The sequence below is a fragment of the Bacillus sp. BSL6 genome (assembly GCF_052928345.1).
Window position 1 is genome coordinate 86,068 of sequence record NZ_JAVGCW010000008.1, and the last position, 18,297, is coordinate 104,364.

The window sequence follows — 18,297 nt, forward strand, 5'->3', positions numbered from 1 at the left end:
TGTCAATACATACGGCTGAAAATAATTCTCATTTCCGTTGACAATGAGAATTAAGTTGAAATACACTTACAACGTATCATTATACATTGAAGGGGAAACGCTGCATGTTATTAAAAACAAATCGAGCAAAATGGATTGGATTATTTGTTGGGATCATTGCAGTCATTACTTGTATTTGGGGAAGTATTATTTTCGGATATACAAATACGAGTTGGAAATTAGCGTTAGATGCTTTTTTCCATTTTAATGGGTCCAATGAACATATTATTATTCAAAATGTGCGTCTACCAAGGGCATTAATTGCAGCGAGTGTTGGTGCTAGTTTAGCCATTGCAGGTTGTCTTATGCAAACTTTAACGAAAAATCCACTTGCTTCTCCAGATTTTATTGGATTAAATTCAGGTGCTGCTTTCTTCATAGTTGTAGCAATTGTTATTTTTTCCGTGACATCATTATCAGCTTTCACTTGGATTGCCTTTTTAGGGGCAGCAGTTGCAGCTGTACTTGTATTTGCTTCTAGTTCTTTAGGAAAAGAGGGGACAACACCTCTTAAGTTAACATTAGCAGGGGTGGCAATTAGTGCGTTATTTTCATCATTAACACAAGGATTACTTGTGTTAAATGAAAAGGCGCTTGAAGAAGTATTATTTTGGCTTGCCGGATCTGTGCAAGGAAGAAAGTTAGAAATTTTACAATCAGTATTCCCGTATTTATTAATAGGCTGGATGGCATCTATTATGATGGCAGGGAAAGTAAATACATTGATGATGGGGGAAGACGTTGCAAAAGGACTTGGTCAAAGAACGATTTTAATGAAATCATTCGTACTACTTATTATTGTCCTGTTATCTGGTGGTTCAGTTGCGGTCGCCGGTCCGATTGGGTTTATTGGTATTGTTACCCCGCATTTTGCCAGATTTCTTGTTGGGGTCGATCACAGATGGAGAGTACCGTATAGTGGTTTGTTAGGTGCAATACTATTAATCTTAGCTGATATAGCAGCAAGATATGTCATTATGCCACAAGAAGTACCAGTAGGGGTTATGACAGCATTTATTGGGGCTCCATTCTTTATTTATATTGCACGTAAGAGAGGGCTTAGCAAATGAAGAAGTATATTCCGTTTCGTATAGGAAAAGGCGGGCTCTCGTTTTTAATGTACAAACGAGCTTGTCTCGTCTTATTCAGTTTACTAGTTGTTTTAATAGGATTGTTTTTTGCGAGTGCAGGTATGGGAGACATGAAAATTGCTCCTTATGATGTATGGCAAGCGATTACTGGAAATGGCGATGCGATGTCCAATATGGTTGTAAATAAGTTTCGTATGCCTCGTATTTTAATTGCTATCCTTGTAGGAATCGCACTTGCTGTAGCAGGATGTATTTTACAAGGGCTCGTTCGAAATCCACTTGCTTCTCCGGATATCATCGGGATTACAGGTGGTGCAAGTGTTGCAGTGGTATTATTTTTAGCTATATTTAGTGATAAAAATAATGCGCTAACTGTAAGCATTCATTATATGCCGTTAGCAGCATTTATTGGGGCAACGATTGTAGCACTTTTTGTATATTTATTTGCATGGAGAAATGACGGATTATCACCGATTAGTCTTGTTTTAATTGGTGTTGGCTTTTGGGCATTAACGAAAGCGGCAACGACTTTGTTTATGTTGTTAGCGCCAATTTACCAAGCGAGTCAAGCGAATGTATGGATTACAGGCACTGTTTATGGTTCTTCTTGGCAAAACGTCATGGTACTTGCGCCGTGGGTTCTCATTTTAACGGTAATATCATTTATAGCTGCTAGACATTTAAATGCGCAAGAGCTAGGGGATGATATTGCGGTAGGGCTTGGTGTTCCTTTAACGAAGTCACGCATATTTATGTTATTACTTAGTACAGCTTTAATTGGTGGAGCAGTTGCCTTTGCTGGTGGAATTGGATTTGTCGGTTTAATGGCACCTCATATTTCACGAAGACTAGTTGGTTCTTTATACGGTGCATTACTCCCGGTTGCGGCTATTGTCGGTGCAATTTTAGTACTTGCTGCAGATTTAATTGGGCGTACAGTTTTCACCCCACTTGAAATTCCAGCAGGGGTATTTACATCAGCAATTGGTGCACCTTATTTTATTTATTTACTTTATAAAAGTCGGAATTCATAAAGGAAGATGAATATGCAAAAAGCATTGGAGACGAAACGTTTGACGTTGTCTTACGGTGAAACAATTATTATTGATGAGTTGAATTTAGAAATTCCAAAAGGTGAAATTACCATCTTTATCGGTTCTAACGGTTGCGGGAAATCGACCTTATTACGTTCACTAGCTAGATTATTAAAACCAACAGCTGGTGACATTTTGTTAGATAATCAAGCCATTCAAAATATGCAAACGAAGCAAATCGCTCGTCAAATGGCAATTTTACCGCAAGGACCGCAAGCGCCAGAAGGGCTTACAGTATTGCAACTTGTAAAGCAAGGACGTTATCCGTATCAAACATGGCTGAAGCAATGGTCAGAAAAAGATGAGGAAATGGTACAGAAAGCACTTGCAGCAACAGGTATGACAGAATTTGCTGAGCGTGATGTACATGCTCTTTCAGGTGGACAACGTCAACGTGCTTGGATTGCAATGACGCTTGCACAAGATACAGATATTATTTTATTGGATGAGCCTACTACCTATTTAGATATGACTCACCAAATTGAAGTGCTAGATTTATTATTCGAATTAAATGAAACAGAACAAAGAACAATTGTTATGGTACTACACGATTTAAATTTAGCATGCCGTTATGCAGATAATATTGTAGCCATTCAAGATAAACAAATATATGCACAAGGTAAGCCAGAAGAAGTAGTGGATGAGAAACTAGTACGTGATGTATTCCGAATGGAATGTCAAATTAGTACGGATCCGTTATTTGGGACGCCACTTTGTATCCCACATGGAAAAGGAAGACGTGTACGTAAAGAGGTTGCTCATGCAATGAGATAAAGAAAAAGACGATGAGGAATCATCGTCTTTTTTATTTTTGACAAGAGAATAAGAGAAAGAGGGGAATACGTAAACGACGTTCATATTCTTCCTCGCTTTGAAAATAAGTTTGATCTGGTGTAGCTTCTTTTAAGTTTGTAATTGTAAATCCAGCTTGTTGTAATAGTGTAAAATATTCTTCCGTTGTACGATGATATTTAATAACTTCTTGATCAATCCAAGGTTCAACGCGTTTTCCCGTTTTAAAATAATCATCGACGAGCCAGCTCGTTCTCTTTCCGCTCGTTTGCAAGCTTTCAAATGAAGAAGTAATAACAGGGTGTTGAACGCTAAAAGTAAAGGTTCCATTTGTCTTTAAAGTTTCGTACACATTTTGAAAAATGATAGTAAGATGTTCGATATAATGTAAGGCAAGTCTAGATGTTACTAAATCAAAAGTAGAAGGAGGGTATGTGTAGTCTTTGAGGTTTAAAAAATGAACGGCGCCATTTTTGTTTTCTAGTTGTTTTTTAGCTTTTTCATACATAAGTTCGGAGCCTTCAATACCGGTGTAAGAGTGGCAGTCTTTTTCTAATAATTCCTTGCCAAATTTTGCGTCACCGCAGCCTAAATCGAGAATTCGCTTTCCTTTCACATCACCAATGAGTTGAAAAAAGGCTGGCTTTTCAAGTGATTCATTTGGGCTATTTTCCCGGTATCTTCGTTTCATATATTGTTCAAAAAACGCTTCGTTATTATATACATCAGATTCAGTAAATGCCATGATTGAAGCCCCCTTACATATTTTTTTAATTCTACCAAATATGAAAAGTAAATGATAGATTTCTTGTAATGAATCATATATAATCTAGAATTGTAAGCGGTTACTTTAAACTATTTTTCTATAATAAATTCTGAAAACGTGTTAAGCTAGTAGAGGGATTATTAGAACTATTAAGACAATAATTCGCTTACATGAACGATGGGAGGCTTCACGATGTCTAGTAAAACACTTGCGAAATTTTTAGAAGAAAATTTAGAGGATTTAAAATCAAAGGGGCTTTATAACGTAATTGATCCGCTCGAAAGTTCAAATGGACCGATCATTACAATTGGCGGAAAAGAATATATTAACTTATCTTCAAACAACTATCTTGGATTAGCAACAGATAGCCGTTTGCAAGAAGCTGCAATTGGTGCAATTCATAAGTACGGCGTTGGAGCAGGAGCGGTTCGTACAATTAACGGTACTTTAGATTTGCATATTAAATTAGAAGAAACAATTGCAAAGTTTAAACATACAGAAGCAGCGATTGCTTATCAATCAGGATTTAATTGTAATATGGCAGCGATTTCAGCTGTTATGGATAAAAATGATGCGATTCTTTCAGACGAGTTAAACCATGCTTCTATTATTGATGGTAGTCGTCTATCAAAAGCAAAAATTATTGTTTATAAACATTCTGATATGGAAGATTTACGCCAAAAAGCAATCGCAGCGAAAGAATCAGGACTTTACAATAAATTAATGGTAATTACAGACGGTGTCTTTTCAATGGATGGAGATGTTGCAAAACTACCAGAAATTGTTGAGATTGCGGAAGAATTAGATTTAATGACATACGTAGACGATGCACACGGTTCAGGTGTACTTGGTAAAGGGGCAGGAACTGTAAAGCACTTCGGTCTGTCTGATAAAGTTGATTTCCAAATTGGTACATTATCAAAAGCAATTGGGGTAATTGGTGGATATGTAGCAGGGAAACAAAACTTAATTGACTGGTTAAAAGTTCGTTCACGTCCATTCTTATTCTCTACAGCATTAACACCAGCTGATGCTGCAGCTTGCATGAGATCAATTGAAATCTTAATGGAAAGCACAGAGTTGCACGATCGTTTATGGGAAAATGGTCGCTATTTAAAACAAGGATTAAAAGAACTTGGCTTTAACATCGGAGAAAGTGAAACACCAATTACACCTTGTATTATTGGTGACGAAGTATTAACACAAGAATTTAGTAAACGTCTAAATGAAGAAGGCGTATATGCAAAATCTATCGTGTTCCCAACTGTAGCTAAAGGAACAGGACGTGTTCGTAATATGCCAACAGCAGCTCATACGAAAGAAATGTTAGATGAAGCAATTCGTAAGTATGAAAAAGTAGGGAAAGAAATGGGCATCATTTAAGTAACGACATCTTTTGAATAGCTTGCAAATGAGGAGTGGGGAAAATGAAAAAAATTCTAGTAACCGGTTCTTTAGGGCAAATTGGTTCTGAACTAGTAATGAAACTTCGTGATGTATACGGCGCATCAAATGTTATTGCAACAGATATTCGTGAAACAGATAGTGAAGTAGTAACGTCTGGTCCATTTGAAACGTTAGATGTAACAGATGGACAAAAACTACATGATATCGCAAAGCGCAATGAAGTAGATACAATTATTCATTTAGCAGCTTTACTTTCAGCAACAGCAGAAAAAAATCCGTTATTTGCATGGAATTTAAATATGGGCGGACTTGTAAATGCATTAGAAGCAGCTCGTGAATTAAACTGTAAGTTTTTCACGCCAAGTTCTATCGGTGCATTCGGTCCATCAACGCCGAAAGATAATACGCCACAAGATACAATTCAACGTCCTACTACGATGTATGGGGTAAACAAAGTAGCAGGGGAATTATTATGTGATTATTATCATCAAAAGTTTGGCGTTGATACGCGTGGTGTCCGTTTCCCAGGCTTAATTTCTTACGTAGCTCCTCCAGGAGGCGGAACAACTGACTATGCAGTTGAAATTTATTATGAGGCGATTAAAAAAGGCACATACACCTCATACATTGCAGAAGGAACATACATGGATATGATGTACATGCCAGATGCTTTACAAGCGATCATTTCATTAATGGAAGCTGATCCAAGTAAACTTGTGCATAGAAATGCATTTAATATTACAGCAATGAGCTTTGAGCCAGAGCAAATCGCAGCATCAATTCGTAAACATATTCCGACGTTTACAATGGACTACGCTGTAGATCCAGCTCGTCAAACAATCGCTGATAGTTGGCCAAACTCTATTGATGCAACAGCAGCAATGAAAGAATGGGGCTTTAAAGCAGAATACGATTTAGACAAAATGACAACGGACATGTTGGCTAAGTTAAAAAAAAAGCTCACAGCTGAGTTAGTGATGAATTAATAGGAAGGGTCGATTCTTAGGAATCGACCTTTTTTATTTGTATTTTAGGAATATACAAATAATTACAAGTGTGATAGAATGAGTTAATTTGTGTGTAAAGGGGAGAAGCAACATGCAAAGAGTTGATGTCGTATATGCACTAATACATGACGAAGAAACAGATAAAATATTAATGGTACATAATGTAGAACAAAATGTTTGGTCATTGCCAGGTGGGGCTGTTGAAAAGGCTGAAACGTTAGAGGAAGCTCTAGTAAGGGAAGTAAAAGAAGAGACAGGTTTAACTGCTATGGCAGGTGGACTTGTTGCGATTAATGAAAAATTCTTTGAAGAATCCGGGAATCATGCACTATTATTTACATTCCGAGCGAGTGTAGTAAAAGGTGAACTTATAGCAGAAGATGAAGAGGAAATTTCCGCAATAGAGTGGGTGGATCGAACAATCGCAAATGAACGATTCCCATTCTACGATGGAGGATTCGATTCATTATTAGAAGTAGCCATTCCATATAAGTTTCAACCAGAAACAAAATGATTGAATAGAAAAAACAGGAGCGTTGTCGCTCCTGTTTTTTCTATTCAATCGTCTTCAGTAATAATTTTTTCAATAGTGGTTTAATCTTCAAACGTAAATCTTCAGCGTGATTTGCAACTAAGAAGTGATGGTTATAAATGTTCTTCATTAATTGATAAGTTGCTTCTTTCGCTTCGCCTTCTTCGATGAAGATACCGATTACTTCCATACCACTCTTACGCGCAAGTTTGACAGCTTCATGCGTATCTAAAATACCGTCTTGTTGATAGTCTAAAGCAGAAGGCTCACCGTCTGTGAAGACAAGTAAGAATTTATGCTTTTCTGGTCTTTTTGCAAGTTTTTCAGAAACGATACGAATGATATATCCGTCGCGGTTATCTTCTTCTTCGCGAAGCTGCATAATTTCGGGACCAACGTTTGGTAACGTTGAGTTTTTATACGTTACAACTTCATGGATAACGTTCGGCTTATCTTCAGGTTTCGCACTAGAAGCATCTTCCCAAAATCCGCTAATAGCGTGCGGGATTTTTAAAGATTTCAACGCTTCATGGAATAGGACCACACTCTTTTTCGTTTCTTCCATCTTGTTATACATAGAACCAGAACAGTCCACTAACAGTTGGAATGCAACGTCAAGCTCTTGCGATTCTTGTCCTTTTTTATAAAACATGCGCGGCTGCTTTTCAGTATAAATACGAAGGAATTTCTTACGAAGTCTTCCGTAATATTTATCACTATTTGCATTCGTCTTATTTTCAATCGTTTTTTCGATAATTTTCTTTAATTCTTTTACATCTTTATTAACGACTGATTTGATGGCTTGGTAATCCTTTTTCTCGTCAGGAGTTGATTTGCGAGCTTCTTTAAATGTATGAGAAGCACCAACGTTATACTTACCGTATGCACCATCATTTTGACTAGAAGCGTGTGAAGCTCTTGCTTCTTCTGTATCAGCACCATCAAAGTTAGATTGTGTACTTTTTTGAGAAGTACCTTGTACAGAACCAAGTGCTTGGTCACCATCTTCTGATTCGCGAGCAGTGTCACCCATCATATTTGTTTTTGTTCCGCTTTCTAATTCAAAGCGTAAAAAGTTCTCGTTTTCATTGTTTTTATTTTCACGATGCCATGTTGAGAAGCTTTCATCCATTTTGTTTTTATTTTCATCGTCATCTATGAGCTGCGTATCATCGTTTGCTAAATCTTCGACGCGACAGTTTTTTTCATCTGCAATAACAGATAAATAAAGCGGTGCATGTCCGAAATAATTGTTCAGCATATCACTTTCAAGAAGCTCCTCTAAACGATAGCGAATTTTCTCAACGATATACATAATATCTTCCGTATTACGAGCTTGGAATGTTTCATGCAAAATAGCTTCAATTTGCTCGAAATATTCATTATTAAACATTTCATATTTATCGCTCGTTAATGAAAGATAGCATAGACAAAATAGACGATCACCGTGATAGTTACGAACGCGATTGATTTCATTTTGTGAGCTAAAGTAATTGCGATACATTTCTTTTCTTCTTTTAAAAACATGCTTTGTGCCAGGGCGTAAGTTTTTTACGATTTCCTCAACACGTAAATCTTCTAATAGAACAAATAATTGTGTTAAAAACTTTTTTAAGGGTGATTCTTGCAATTCAATTGCATAAGAACGAATTAAAGTCATGTCCGAGTAATGTTTATTACCAAGTGCTTTTAAAAACACTTCGCTTTTTAATCCGATTACTGTATCCTCTTCTTTTCGATCATCCCAAAAGTGACTAATGACAACCTTTTTTTCAATTTCGTCGTAGTATGCTTTATAGCCATACTCAAGGTAGGCATCATCTTCTTTGAGAAGGGCATACATTAAGTTTTCCATTTGTAGAAACAGCGACGCATCAATTTTTTTGTCACTAAAAATTTGTCTCATGAATTATCCCTCAAAGAAATAACTTTCTGCTAATTCACGGACAGTCATTTGTTCTGTTTCATCGTTTAATTTTGCGATAATACTACGTTCAATTGCACGCATAACGGGAATATATACACCTAAATCACATGCATCGATAATGCCACGAATACTTGCTGCTTCTTCACTTACGCGGCCATCACGAGCTAAAGGCATAAGATCGCTTGCAAATGCAACGAACTTTTCAATTGTTGCAACATCTTTTAGTTTTGATTCTGCTAATAATAGTTCTTTTAATGTATCACCTTGGATGTAAGGAACTTCAATAATAACGAAACGGTTTTTTAACGCTTCGTTTAGTTCACTTGTTCCAACGTAGCCTTCATTAATTGCTGCGATTACACGATACTCATTATCACCGTATACAACTTCTTGTGTAAATGGATTTGTAATCATTTTACGGTAATCTAATGCACCGTGAAGAAGTGGTAAAGTTTCAGGTTTTGCCATATTGATTTCATCAATATATAGGAAATGGCCGTTCTTCATTGCTTTCATAAGAGGACCGTTAACGAATGTAACTTCAGATGCGCCATCTTTCGTTTGTAGTGTGTTGTATCCTAAAATACCTTCTACATCTAAATCGACAGAACAGTTAATGCTATGCATTGGTTTTTGGAATAAAGAAGAAAGTGTTTCAGCTAGTACTGTTTTACCACTACCAGTCGGCCCTTTTAATAGAATATTTTTGCCAAGAAGAAGTGCTGTAATGGCATCTTCGATAATGCTATTATCAGATGCTTTATATATTTTTGTACCGATCAAATGTGCATTTTCACCAGCTTCTTGTTTATTCTTTTCGTGAATTGTAGAAAGTTGCTGGTTTAAATCAGCATGTATATGAAATTGTTCTAACATGTATGTCCCACCTAACATTATTTTCATAAAGTAATACATCTTATGATAACTTGTTTTAATATGGTATGCAAAGAAAAGGAGAGGGGACAAATATAAAAGAAAAAGCAATCAATAATACATTGATTGCTTATAGTAAAGGAGAAATGAGCCTCATAAAAGATTCTAATATTCGTTTTTTGATACTTCTCTTTTGGAAAGCGTTCCATTTAATTTCAGTGGAATGCTTAAAGTCTTCTTCAAAATCACGTTTAATATCATGAACAGTTTCTGATTCATACAGTACGCTAATAATTTCATAATTCAATTCAAAGCTTCGTACATCCATATTTGCTGTTCCGATTGTTGCGATTTTATCATCAACAAGTACAAGTTTTGCATGCATAAAGCCATCTTTATAACTATAGATGGAGGCACCAGCTTTTAAAAGTGGAGTGAAGTAGGACTGGGATGCTTGATCACTAATAATACTATCACTTTTACCAGGATATAAAATGCGTACATCTATGCCAGATATTGCACTTAAACGTAATAATGTTAAAGTTTCTTGATCTGGAATAAAATATGGTGTAGCAATCCAAATAGATTTTTTTGCAGAACCCATAATAGCTAATAACGTATTACGAATGCTCTTATCATCTGAGCTTGGCCCGCTCGCTACAATTTGCACAGCACCTTCTGCATTTGAAATTTCTTTACCTGGGAAGTATTGTCTATTCATAAATGGATCCCAAGAATAAGTATTCAATCCACTAGATGCATAGAGCCAATCCTCTAGAAAGATTGCTTGTAATTTATATAACGCTTTTCCTTCGATTTTTAAATGACTATCACGCCAAACGGGAAACTTTTTTGAACGGCCAAGATATTCATCACCGACGTTAAGTCCTCCAGTAAAACCGATTTCTCCATCTACAATGACGATTTTACGGTGGTTACGATAATTGACGGTTTCAAGTAACCAAGCTGAAAAAATAGGATCAAATTCAACAATTTCAATCCCAGCTTCTTTCATAGGTTTTAAAAAGCGTCTTCTTAACGTATTACTTCCTAATCCATCATAAAGGAAGCGTACAATAACACCAGCTTTTGCTTTGTTTATTAAAGCATCCCGGACTTTTGTACCAATCTCATCAGATTTATAAATATAGTATTGAATATGTATATGATGTTTTGCTTGCTCGATCGCTTGCAAAATTTCTGAGAATGTTTGATCTCCGTTTGTTAAAAGTTTGGTAGTTGTTCTATCTGCTGCAGGCCCGCCTCCAAATTTTTGTACGACTTCTGTTAAATGGACAGAGCGTTCACTTAATGGGACTTTGAGTGATAACTCTAGTCGTCTTCCTTCTAATATTTCACGGAATAACTTTCTTTGCTCTTCTGAACGATGGAGATGCTTTTTTCTTCTCCAACGGCTACGCCCGAAAATAGAGTATAAAAGCACACCTATAACGGGAAGAAGTGCTAATACTAAAAACCACGCTAAGGTACTTTGAGGAGATCTATTTTCGATAAAAATAACGAATGAAATTCCTACAATTGTGATGGACCAGAGAACGCCGACAAATGTATATAACGAAATATAAGATGTATTTAATAGGAAAAGAACGATAGATACAATTGTAAATATTAATAGTAATTGGATGATAGGTTTCTTCATTTCTATATAATTCCTCTAATCTTTCCTCAATATAGATTTCCTAAATAGCAGATGTACTGTGACATTTTTATTATAAAGTGTTTTCTATTTTTTACAAAATGTAGGTATCTCCCCATACTTTCCGCATTTGTCCTACATACAGTGTATTGTTACGTTTTTAAAGAGAAAAGGAAGGTGAATAAAATGTACGGTCGTCCAATTGGAGGATTTGGTCACGGTGGTGGTTTCGGTCACGGAGGTTTTCATGGTGGTTTTGGACATTCACCATTTTTTGGTGGAGGTTTCTTTCCAGAGTTTGTAGCAGGAGCATTACTCAGCCCTGGATTTGGTTATGGTGGATATGGTTATCCGTATTACTCGGATTATTCTTATTATACAGGTTACCAACAAGATCCATATTATTCTTACAATACCTATTAAGATGAGAAAATGGAGAAGGAGAGGGGAAATATGAATTATATAGAAAATAACGGATTGTATTATCGTCATAATCATGGAGGTCACCATCATAATGGGGGACATCACCACCATGGAGGGCACAATCACCATGATTACCACCACCATCATCACGGAGGTGGATGGGGCTGGGGTGGAGGCTCATGGGGCGGTGGATTTTTCCCTGGAAGTTTTGCTGGAGGTGTGTTAGGTGGGCTTACAGCTGGCGCATTAACGGGTGCAGCAGGTGGAGGATACTATCCAGCACCGTACCCAGTAACTTATCCAGCGCCATATCCAGTTCCATATCCAACACCATATCCGGGGTATCAACAAACAACATATCCGTATTAAACAAAAAAAGAGGCTATCCTCTTTTTTTGTTTAATACGGTATTTATTTATAAAATACTTCCAAAATTAAGGTGAAAATATGTTAATATTTTGTTATTATAATTCAAAAAACATATATAATAATTTTAATTTATCCCGCATTAAAAGGCAGTAAGCCCCCCACCTCGAAATTCAGCGGAAGCAAGGAAGTTAGGCGGAGATCAACACTCCCCACTGATTAAAGTTTCACTTTATATATATGTTCTTGAAGAGTTGTATAGAGTTAGCTATAAGAAACTGCTATGTATAATTGAAACGGTATTATATTGCTTTTTATTACAAATAATATTATGTTATTTTAATCGACATATTTCAAAATTTGATTTATGTAAAGGACGATTATTAGGAAATGAAATATCTCTATTTCTATAAAAAGAAACAAGTTATGTTTTAGTCAGATAGGAAGCAAGGAGAGATGCGCATGCTAGAACAAAGAGGTCATGCATTATATGAATCTTCATTGCGAGATTTAAAGTTAGCATTAGATGAGTCTTCAATTGTTGCGATTACAGACCGAAAGGGTCTTATTACATATGTAAATGATAAGTTTTGTGAAATCTCCAAATATACAAGAGAAGAGTTAATAGGGAAAGATCATCGTATTTTAAATTCAGGATATCACCCGAAAACATTTTTTCAAATGCTATGGAAGCGTATTTTGAGCGGAAAAGTATGGAGAGGTGAGATTCGAAATCAAGCAAAAGATGGTACATATTATTGGGTTAAAACAACAATTGTTCCATTTTTAAATGAAAAAGGAGAGCCATATCAATTTATTGCGATTCGAAATGATATTAGTAGTAGGAAAGAAGCAGAACAGAGGTTACGGTTAAGCGAAAGTCGTTATAGGGAGCTTGCGTATCATGATGCTTTAACGAGTTTACCGAACCGTTTACAATTAATAACGACTGTTAACGAATTAATTGCAGATAAAAGAGAGTTTGGTATGATTTATTTTGATTTGGATCGTTTTAAATTAGTAAACGATACGCTAGGTCATATGATAGGAGATTTACTTTTAAGCGAAGTTGCTTCACGGTTGCATTATGTGCTAGGAGAGAAAGATGTTCTGGCTAGGCTGGGTGGCGACGAATTTGTGTTGTTAACAAAAAATCATACACAAGATGAGATGAGGCAGCTAGCGACATCTGTGTTGTCATGCTTTCAGGCGCCATTTATACTTGAAGGTCATGAAGTATACATTTCAGCTAGTCTAGGACTGTGCTCATATCCGCAAGATGGACAAGATGTAGAAACTCTATTGAAGAATTCAGATTTAGCTATGTATAGTGCGAAAGAACAGGGAAGAAATGCAGCGTGTTTCTTTACAGATGAGTTACGTGCGAAAATAAATCGTAGAATGAAAATTGAATTTGCTTTGCAAAAGGCAATTCGTGATGAAGAGTTAGATGTGGCACTGCAGCCTATTATTGATTTGAAAACGAAGAAATATACTGGTATCGAGGCTTTAGTACGTTGTACGACAGAAGAAGGGCCTATTTCCCCAAGTGAATTTATCCCTATAGCTGAAGAATCAGGACTTATTATAAAATTAGGAGATTGGGTATTAGAAAAGTCGTGTCGCTTATTTAAAACATTACCAAATTATCAAGAAGGATTAAAGTTATCTGTGAATTTATCTATACAACAATTAATGCAGAAACGTTTTATTTTGTCTGTACGTAGCATTTTAAAGAGAACTGGATTTCCTGCAAATCGTTTAATTTTAGAAATAACGGAAAGCATTGCTGTTCGTCATTTTGATTATATTATTGCTACATTACAAGAATTAAGAAATATGGGTATTTTAATTGCTTTAGATGATTTCGGAACAGGCTATTCTTCCTTATATTATTTAAAACAACTACCGCTGGATATAGTAAAAATTGATCGTAATTTTATTCGTGAATTTCATTATGATCATGCACAACCAGAGCGAACGATTGTAAAATCTGTTATTGAAATTGCCCATAGCTTACATTTAGCAGTAGTTGCTGAAGGGGTAGAGACAGTAGAGCAAGAAAGCTTATTAAAATCGATGGGCTGTGATTATGTACAAGGATTTTATTATGCAAAACCTTTATCTGTAGCAGAGTTAAAGGAAAAGTTAATTATAGACTTCTAATAAAAAAGAGAAGCCAGAAGCTTCTCCTTTTTTAATTCATTTTTTGTGAGTCTTTCATTAGTACAGGATAAAGAATAAGACCTAATACGAACAATCCGATTCCTAAGAAGAACGTTTTTAAATCAGCAGTTCCCGTTTTGATAACCCAAATAGAATATATGAATGCTAATGTAGTAATGATGCCGTCCTTTATTCGAGAGCCAGGCATTATATCATACGTTTCTCCTGTAATAACTAATTTGAATTGGTACAGCGTAGAAACAAGGTATGGAATTAAATAAGCTAATGTTGCTACAACGATAGCGAAATTATAAGCTTCTGATACGGTACCAGAAATCGTTGAGAATAAGAAAATTTGCGTCATCACATTTGTAATAAATAATGATTTTGAAGGACTACCTTTTTTATTTGTTTTCGCGAAAAATTTAGGGAAAAGCCCATTTTTTGCTGCCTGATAAGGAACCTCTGAACTAACAACGATCCAGCCAACTGTAGATCCAAATAAAGATACAAGTGCAAGTAAAGCCATTATATATGCGCCTTTATTGCCAATTGCTAAATTTAATGCGTCTACTAATGGTTTTTGAGAGTCTTTTAAAGCATCTTGAGAGAGAGCTCCCATTGTAAGTAGCGTAATTGACATGTAAATAAGAAGAGCGATAATTAATCCGAAAATAGTCGCTTTTTTAACATCACGCTGAGATTTTGCACGATTAGAAAGCATGACAGCCGATTCAATACCGATAAATGCCCAAAGTGTTGCAATAGCAGCTGAATTGATTTGTCCACCTAACGAAATTGATTGTCCTGCTTCATTCATAAATGTTTGCCCGTCTCCGAAATTAGAGGCGTTGAAAATGAATAATGTGATTACAATAAACATTGTAAATCCAATAATTTTTGCAATAGTAGCAAGAAGATTCATATTTCCAGCACGATCAATATTTTGAGAAAGAATATATTGAATTCCCCATAACATAAGGCTACATACGAGGAACGTTAATCCTTTTCCAAGTTCTAGTGAAAATCCGTTCGTTGAAAAGAGAATTTGCTTACTTTGTAAAACTGGAAAGAATGTTGATAAATATCCAGCAAAGGAAATAATAACAGATGCTGTTGCAGCCCAGTTCGCAGCCCAATATCCCCATGCCATACTATAGCCTGCAACTTTACCCGCTTTTTTTGAAGGGAACATCGCTTGAGCATAGCTTTGTGGCCCCGCTTTTAATTCTGGTTTTCGGATTGCTAAATTTCCAAATACGAGTGCAATCATAAATACGCCAAGTCCTGTAATACTCCATGCAAGTGTAGAACCCATTGGACCTGATACTTGTGCTAAATTCGCTGGGAGCATAAATACGCCACCGCCAACCATATTCCCGATAACAAAAGCTGTTAAAACCCATAATCCCCATTTTTTCGTTTCCATTTTTGTTAACTCCTTTGTAGTAAGATTTGCTTAAACATCATTTTTTACTAGCTTTTTGGCAATAAAAAAGAGCCATGTAGATAAAAAATACCTACATGGCTCTTCGCCTAACGTAGGTACAACGGGAATAACCCTTGTACCTACGCGTAATTTTTCCGCTAGGTTTCAAGGGTTACGTATGATGATGATGTTTTTGTGCAAATGTAACTACAATTGTTGTATAAGTAAGCATAGTTCTTTGCTCCCTTTCTCCTCTGATTTTGAAGTTAGTATACTACATGTTTTTTTGAATGAAAAGAAAAATATAAAAATTTTTATAAAAATACGTTTTAGAGATTAAATATTTACCTTTATTTTTCCTATACTGGAAAATAAGTGAGAGATTGGCAGAAGAGTGTAGCATGTTATAATACATATAGAATTAGAAGGTGACAAGGGGCTATTGTAGATGATGAGTAAGTATGAACAAATTTATACAGCAATCAGCAAGTCTATTGATAATAAACAATTAAAAGAGGGATGCAAAATCCCATCAGAAACTGAATTAATGAAACAGTATGAAGCGAGCCGTGGTACTGTAAGAAAAGCAGTGGATTTATTACAAGAACGTGGATATGTTCAAAAAATACACGGAAAAGGTGTTTTTGTTTTAAAGCGTAAAAACATTGAATTCAACTTTGGTGGCATTGTAAGTTTCCAAGAAGAAAATGAACGTTTAGGGCGCCATTGTATTACAGAAGTCGTGGAAATGGAGAAAATAAAAGCGACAAAAGAGATTGCAAAGCTATTAAATGTGAAAGAGAAAACAGAAATAGATCATATTAAACGCGTACGAAATATTGATGGAGAAAAAGTAATTTTGGATATTAATCATTTTGTATCAGAACATATCCCTGGATTAACGAGTGAAATTGCAGGAGGGTCCATTTATAAATATATTGAGAAAGAACTAGGTCTTCCTATTAGTTACTCACAGAGGGTAATTGAAGTGCAACCATGTACAGAGGACGATAGAAAGTATTTAGATTTAAATGGAACAGACTATGTTGTTGTCGTGAAAAACTTTACGCATTTTTATGATGGAAGTCAGTTCGAATATACAGAATCACGTCACCGCTTAGATATTTTTCATTTTTCGGATGTGGCGCGGAGAAAATAAGGAGATGGAACGAAATGTTTCATCTCTTTTTTTTATAAAAAAATTACAAACTTATATATACGAGTGTTGACTAACTTATATATACGAGTTAATATGTAATTGTAAACGGTATCAAAAAAAGAAAAGAGGGACGGGAATATGGGGAAAGACTATCGTAAAACAGCAGAGGAAGTGTTGCAGTATATTGGTGGGAAAGACAATATTGAACAAGCTGCGCACTGTGTAACGAGACTCCGTATCGCTTTAAAAGATGAAAGTAAAATAGATAACGATAAATTGCAGTCTGTTTCATTAGTAAAGGGAGCGTTTCATAACGCTGGGGTATTTCAAATTGTAATTGGTCCAGGAGATGTTGATCGAGTATATGCTGAATTGATAACGCTTGCAGGTATGAAGGAAGCGACAGTAGCTGACGTAAAAGATTCCGGAAACCAAAAGTTAAATCCAGCTCAAAGGTTTGTAAAAGTATTTTCAGATGTATTTATGCCGATATTACCAGCAATCGTAACAGCTGGTTTACTAATGGGTATTAACAATCTATTAGGCGCAAAGGACTTATTTTTTGATGGGAAAAATTTATTAGATGTGTATCCAAACTTAGGCGGGCTTTGGGATTTAATTAATATGATGGCCAATACAGCATTCGTATTCTTACCGGCACTTGTCGGGTGGTCAGCAACGAAGCGTTTTGGTGGTAGTCCAATACTAGGGATTGTTATGGGATTAATGCTTGTGCACCCAGCCTTATTAAATGCCTGGGACTATGGAAAAGCAGCGACTGGTTTAGATGGTCAAAAGATTGAGTACTTCAATATTTTAGGACTGTTCCAAATTGAGAAGGTAGGATATCAAGGACAAATTTTACCTGTTTTAGTAGCAGCATTTGTATTAAGTAAAGTAGAAATCTTTTTAAAGAAACATATACCAAATGCAATTCAATTATTAGTTGTACCAATTACAACAATTGTTGTGACAGGTGTATTAGCATTAGGAATTATCGGTCCGGTTACACGTCATATTGGAGATTTATTAACAGTAGGATTAGTAGGTGTATATGAAACAGTACCAGTAGTTGGAGCAGTATTATTTGGAGCATTGTATGCACCACTTGTAATTACAGGTATGCATCATATGTTTATTGCTATCGATTTACAATTAATTGCACAACACGGTGGTACATTCATTTGGCCAATGATTGCTCTTTCTAACATTGCGCAAGGTAGTGCGGCACTTGCGATGTTCTGGATTTCTAAAAATCAAAATGATAAAAGTATGGCATCGACATCAGCAATCTCGGCATATTTCGGTATCACAGAGCCAGCTATGTTTGGTGTAAACTTACGAAATAAATTCCCGTTCTATGCAGCGATTATCGGATCGGCTGTGGCGGCGATATTCATTACATTAAATGGTGTATTAGCACCTGCTATCGGAATTGGTGGATTACCAGCATTTATTTCTATCATTCCGAAATCGATTCCAATGTTTATTGTAGGAATGGTTATCGCAGTTGTCATCCCATTCACGTTAACGTGGTTATTTGCAAAAAGAGTAAAACAGAAGTAGGAG

Annotated in this window: 16 protein-coding genes; 11 read left to right on the forward strand and 5 right to left on the reverse strand. The window is 36.0% G+C overall.

Features of this window, described 5'->3' with window-relative positions; translation table 11 throughout:
• Positions 1 to 104 precede the first annotated feature (104 nt).
• Genes RCJ96_RS22375 through RCJ96_RS22385 form a run of 3 tightly spaced genes read left to right on the forward strand, consistent with a single transcriptional unit; the run spans position 105 to position 2,998 of the window.
• Positions 105 to 1,109, forward strand: a complete 1,005-nt coding sequence (locus RCJ96_RS22375; RefSeq protein WP_416504378.1) for a FecCD family ABC transporter permease — start codon at positions 105 to 107, stop codon at positions 1,107 to 1,109.
• Positions 1,106 to 2,164 (forward strand): FecCD family ABC transporter permease, encoded by a 1,059-nt coding sequence (locus tag RCJ96_RS22380; protein ID WP_000760066.1) that lies wholly within the window; start codon positions 1,106 to 1,108, stop codon positions 2,162 to 2,164. Before RCJ96_RS22375 ends, RCJ96_RS22380 begins: the two co-directional genes overlap by 4 nt.
• 12 nt (positions 2,165 to 2,176) lie before the next feature.
• On the forward strand, positions 2,177 to 2,998 hold the full coding sequence (locus tag RCJ96_RS22385; protein ID WP_061131300.1) for an ABC transporter ATP-binding protein: 822 nt from the start codon (positions 2,177 to 2,179) through the stop codon (positions 2,996 to 2,998).
• A gap of 31 nt (positions 2,999 to 3,029) precedes the next feature.
• Here the strand turns inward: RCJ96_RS22385 and RCJ96_RS22390 are convergent, their stop codons facing one another.
• On the reverse strand, positions 3,030 to 3,761 hold the full coding sequence (locus RCJ96_RS22390; RefSeq protein ID WP_416504379.1) for a class I SAM-dependent DNA methyltransferase: 732 nt from the start codon (positions 3,759 to 3,761) through the stop codon (positions 3,030 to 3,032).
• 213 nt (positions 3,762 to 3,974) lie between these two features.
• Between RCJ96_RS22390 and RCJ96_RS22395 the strand changes: the two genes are divergently transcribed.
• The 3 genes from RCJ96_RS22395 to RCJ96_RS22405 all read left to right on the forward strand — a co-directional run bounded on the left by RCJ96_RS22395 (position 3,975) and on the right by RCJ96_RS22405 (position 6,710).
• Positions 3,975 to 5,165, forward strand: coding sequence for a glycine C-acetyltransferase (locus RCJ96_RS22395; protein WP_000095906.1), 1,191 nt, complete (start codon positions 3,975 to 3,977; stop codon positions 5,163 to 5,165).
• A 44-nt stretch (positions 5,166 to 5,209) separates the two neighbouring features.
• Entirely contained in the window at positions 5,210 to 6,175 is a 966-nt protein-coding gene (locus RCJ96_RS22400; RefSeq protein ID WP_000723139.1) for an L-threonine 3-dehydrogenase, read from the forward strand.
• A 112-nt stretch (positions 6,176 to 6,287) separates the two neighbouring features.
• Positions 6,288 to 6,710, forward strand: coding sequence for an NUDIX hydrolase (locus tag RCJ96_RS22405; protein WP_029437435.1), 423 nt, complete (start codon positions 6,288 to 6,290; stop codon positions 6,708 to 6,710).
• 40 nt (positions 6,711 to 6,750) lie between these two features.
• Here the strand turns inward: RCJ96_RS22405 and RCJ96_RS22410 are convergent, their stop codons facing one another.
• The 3 genes from RCJ96_RS22410 to RCJ96_RS22420 all read right to left on the reverse strand — a co-directional run bounded on the left by RCJ96_RS22410 (position 6,751) and on the right by RCJ96_RS22420 (position 11,188).
• Complete coding sequence (locus RCJ96_RS22410) at positions 6,751 to 8,634, reverse strand: vWA domain-containing protein (protein WP_074607423.1); 1,884 nt, start codon at positions 8,632 to 8,634, stop codon at positions 6,751 to 6,753.
• 3 nt (positions 8,635 to 8,637) lie between these two features.
• Entirely contained in the window at positions 8,638 to 9,531 is an 894-nt protein-coding gene (locus RCJ96_RS22415) for an ATP-binding protein (RefSeq protein ID WP_416504380.1), read from the reverse strand.
• A 127-nt stretch (positions 9,532 to 9,658) separates the two neighbouring features.
• A complete protein-coding gene (locus RCJ96_RS22420; RefSeq protein ID WP_416504381.1) occupies positions 9,659 to 11,188 on the reverse strand; it encodes a cardiolipin synthase in 1,530 nt (509 codons plus the stop codon).
• A 183-nt stretch (positions 11,189 to 11,371) separates the two neighbouring features.
• Between RCJ96_RS22420 and RCJ96_RS22425 the strand changes: the two genes are divergently transcribed.
• The 3 genes from RCJ96_RS22425 (at position 11,372) to RCJ96_RS22435 (ending at position 14,140) form a co-directional block, all read left to right on the forward strand.
• Positions 11,372 to 11,608 (forward strand): hypothetical protein, encoded by a 237-nt coding sequence (locus tag RCJ96_RS22425; RefSeq protein ID WP_416504399.1) that lies wholly within the window; start codon positions 11,372 to 11,374, stop codon positions 11,606 to 11,608.
• Between the two features lie 30 nt (positions 11,609 to 11,638).
• Complete coding sequence (locus RCJ96_RS22430) at positions 11,639 to 11,977, forward strand: cobalt transporter (protein WP_416504382.1); 339 nt, start codon at positions 11,639 to 11,641, stop codon at positions 11,975 to 11,977.
• Between the two features lie 459 nt (positions 11,978 to 12,436).
• Positions 12,437 to 14,140, forward strand: a complete 1,704-nt coding sequence (locus RCJ96_RS22435; protein WP_074607413.1) for a putative bifunctional diguanylate cyclase/phosphodiesterase — start codon at positions 12,437 to 12,439, stop codon at positions 14,138 to 14,140.
• Between the two features lie 31 nt (positions 14,141 to 14,171).
• Here RCJ96_RS22435 and RCJ96_RS22440 read toward each other — a convergent pair whose 3' ends face one another.
• Positions 14,172 to 15,569, reverse strand: coding sequence for an amino acid permease (locus RCJ96_RS22440; protein WP_000448464.1), 1,398 nt, complete (start codon positions 15,567 to 15,569; stop codon positions 14,172 to 14,174).
• 448 nt (positions 15,570 to 16,017) lie between these two features.
• On the opposite strand from RCJ96_RS22440, the gene treR reads away from it, so the two are divergent.
• On the forward strand, positions 16,018 to 16,728 hold the full coding sequence (gene treR / locus RCJ96_RS22445) for a trehalose operon repressor (RefSeq protein WP_270795539.1): 711 nt from the start codon (positions 16,018 to 16,020) through the stop codon (positions 16,726 to 16,728).
• 138 nt (positions 16,729 to 16,866) lie between these two features.
• Positions 16,867 to 18,294 carry a PTS system trehalose-specific EIIBC component gene (treP, locus tag RCJ96_RS22450; RefSeq protein ID WP_270795540.1) on the forward strand — a complete coding sequence of 476 codons (1,428 nt, stop codon included), beginning with the start codon at positions 16,867 to 16,869 and terminating at the stop codon, positions 18,292 to 18,294.
• Positions 18,295 to 18,297: the final 3 nt, after the last annotated feature.

What these genes read in the sequence shown, in the direction of transcription:
- treR (WP_270795539.1), top strand. Translation starts at nt 16,018, where the DNA reads ATGATGAGTAAGTATGAACAAATTTATACAGCAATCAGCAAGTCTATT.
- RCJ96_RS22440 (WP_000448464.1), bottom strand. Translation starts at nt 15,569, where the DNA reads ATGGAAACGAAAAAATGGGGATTATGGGTTTTAACAGCTTTTGTTATC.
- RCJ96_RS22415 (WP_416504380.1), bottom strand. Translation starts at nt 9,531, where the DNA reads ATGTTAGAACAATTTCATATACATGCTGATTTAAACCAGCAACTTTCT.
- RCJ96_RS22405 (WP_029437435.1), top strand. Translation starts at nt 6,288, where the DNA reads ATGCAAAGAGTTGATGTCGTATATGCACTAATACATGACGAAGAAACA.
- treP (WP_270795540.1), top strand. Translation starts at nt 16,867, where the DNA reads ATGGGGAAAGACTATCGTAAAACAGCAGAGGAAGTGTTGCAGTATATT.
- RCJ96_RS22380 (WP_000760066.1), top strand. Translation starts at nt 1,106, where the DNA reads ATGAAGAAGTATATTCCGTTTCGTATAGGAAAAGGCGGGCTCTCGTTT.
- RCJ96_RS22430 (WP_416504382.1), top strand. Translation starts at nt 11,639, where the DNA reads ATGAATTATATAGAAAATAACGGATTGTATTATCGTCATAATCATGGA.
- RCJ96_RS22425 (WP_416504399.1), top strand. Translation starts at nt 11,372, where the DNA reads ATGTACGGTCGTCCAATTGGAGGATTTGGTCACGGTGGTGGTTTCGGT.
- RCJ96_RS22385 (WP_061131300.1), top strand. Translation starts at nt 2,177, where the DNA reads ATGCAAAAAGCATTGGAGACGAAACGTTTGACGTTGTCTTACGGTGAA.
- RCJ96_RS22375 (WP_416504378.1), top strand. Translation starts at nt 105, where the DNA reads ATGTTATTAAAAACAAATCGAGCAAAATGGATTGGATTATTTGTTGGG.
- RCJ96_RS22400 (WP_000723139.1), top strand. Translation starts at nt 5,210, where the DNA reads ATGAAAAAAATTCTAGTAACCGGTTCTTTAGGGCAAATTGGTTCTGAA.
- RCJ96_RS22435 (WP_074607413.1), top strand. Translation starts at nt 12,437, where the DNA reads ATGCTAGAACAAAGAGGTCATGCATTATATGAATCTTCATTGCGAGAT.
- RCJ96_RS22395 (WP_000095906.1), top strand. Translation starts at nt 3,975, where the DNA reads ATGTCTAGTAAAACACTTGCGAAATTTTTAGAAGAAAATTTAGAGGAT.
- RCJ96_RS22410 (WP_074607423.1), bottom strand. Translation starts at nt 8,634, where the DNA reads ATGAGACAAATTTTTAGTGACAAAAAAATTGATGCGTCGCTGTTTCTA.
- RCJ96_RS22420 (WP_416504381.1), bottom strand. Translation starts at nt 11,188, where the DNA reads ATGAAGAAACCTATCATCCAATTACTATTAATATTTACAATTGTATCT.
- RCJ96_RS22390 (WP_416504379.1), bottom strand. Translation starts at nt 3,761, where the DNA reads ATGGCATTTACTGAATCTGATGTATATAATAACGAAGCGTTTTTTGAA.